General features: G+C 72.3%; 2 pseudogenes. Both read left to right on the plus strand.

The window, feature by feature from the left end:
• Positions 1 to 1,599: pseudogene (locus NFX52_RS30025) on the plus strand (ExeA family protein); the annotation flags it as partial.
• Between the two features lie 2 nt (positions 1,600 to 1,601).
• A pseudogene (locus NFX52_RS31370) lies at positions 1,602 to 1,861 on the plus strand (general secretion pathway protein GspB); the annotation flags it as partial.

Raw genomic sequence — 1,861 nt, forward strand, 5'->3', positions numbered from 1 at the left:
AGACCACCGTGTGCCGCTGCTTTCTGGAGCAGATCCCGTCGCACTGCAACGTGGCCTACATCTTCAATCCCAAGCTCACGGTGCGTGAGCTGCTGCGTTCCATCTGCGACGAGTTCGGGGTGCCGCACAAGCCCACCGTGCCGGGTGGTGTGGAAACGGTCAAGGATTACATCGACCCGCTCAACGCCTCGCTGCTGGCGGCACACGCCGCCGGGCGCAACACCGTGCTCATCATCGACGAGGCACAGAACCTCTCGGCCGACGTGCTGGAGCAGCTGCGGCTGTTGACCAACCTGGAGACCAGCGAGCGCAAGCTGCTGCAGATCATCCTCATCGGCCAGCCCGAACTGCGCGCCATGGTGGCCAAGCCGTCGATGGAGCAATTGGCCCAGCGCGTGATTGCGCGTTTTCACCTGGGCGCACTGAGCCCGCAGGAGACACAGCAGTACATCGCACACCGCCTGGCCGTGGCCGGGCTCACCGGGCCGCTGCCGTTTGACCGGGGTGCCCTGCGGCGTGTGCATGCGCTCTCGCACGGCGTGCCCCGGCGCATCAACCTGCTGTGCGACCGGGCGCTGCTCGGTGCCTATGCGGCTGGCGCGCGGCAGGTGAACCGGGCCATCGTCAACCGCGCCGCGCGCGAGGTCTTCGATGCGCCGGCCTCGGCCGCTGCAGCGCGCAGCGCCCGGCAGGCGGGATTGCCACGCTGGGCTCTGGCGGGCCTGGGTGCCGTGGCGGGTGCTGCAGCGGTGGCGGCTGCGGGCTGGGGCATGGGGGTGTGGCCTGCGCACCGTGGCGGCCCGCAGGTGGCCACCACAGGCCCTGGTGCCGCCGTGGCGCAGGGTGCGGGGTCCAGCTTGGGCGCGAAACCCCCGGCGGCTGCGGCGCCTGCGGCAGTGCTGCCCGCATCCGCTGCGGCTGCCTCCGCCCCGGTAGCTGCCGCGCCCGCTGTACCGGCGTCATCGGCGGCACCGTCTTCTGCGCTGGACCAATTTATGCAGGCCCAGCCTGCCACCGATGCGCCGGCCTGGCAGGCGCTGGCCTCGGCCTGGGGGGGCGGCTTTGCCTGCGGGCGCCGATGCCTGCACTACCCTGCCGCGCGAGGGCTTGCGCTGCTACCGCAACCGCCGTGCGGGCCTGAACCTGGTGCGCCAGATCGACCGGCCCGTCCTGCTTGCGCTGTACCCGTCGGAAGAGGCCGAGGCCCCTGTCTCGGTCTTGCTGCGTGGACTGGATGGCGACAACGCCACGCTCGAAGGCGGCGGCCGCAGCTTGCGCGTGCCCGTGGCCGAGCTGGCCCAGGTCTGGCGCGGCGAGATTGCCACGCTGTGGCGCGCCCCGGTGGGCATGCCCGACCGGGGCGAGATCACCGATTCACCGGCGGGCGCGGCATGGCTGGACCAACGGCTGGCGAGCAAGGCCGCCGGTGGCTCGGGCCCCGGCAGCAAGCCGGTGACACCCGCTCAGCGCCAGTCGCGCATCCACCGGTTCCAGCTGGCCCAGGGCGTGACGCCCGACGGCCGCGCCGGCCCCCTGACCCTCATGCTGCTCAACCGCGCCACCGGCGTGAACGAGCCACGTCTGCGGAACACGCCTTAACCATGTCCTACATCCTTGATGCCCTGCGGCGTGCCGATGCCGAACGCGGCCGGGGCGCCGTGCCGGGCCTGCACACGCAGGCTGCGCCCACTTCTGGCGCTTCCTCCATGCCGGGTCAGGCCGGGCCGATCAACCTGTGGTTTGTCGCAGCGGGCGTGGTCGGAGCCGCTGCGCTGGCGGCCGGCGGCACCTGGTGGGCCCTGCGGCCCCAGGCCCCGGCTGTGGTGGTGGCAGCGGCCCCGGCTGTGCCAACGCCCGCTGC

It is taken from the genome of Acidovorax facilis (assembly GCF_023913775.1).
Classification (GTDB): domain Bacteria; phylum Pseudomonadota; class Gammaproteobacteria; order Burkholderiales; family Burkholderiaceae_C; genus Acidovorax; species Acidovorax facilis.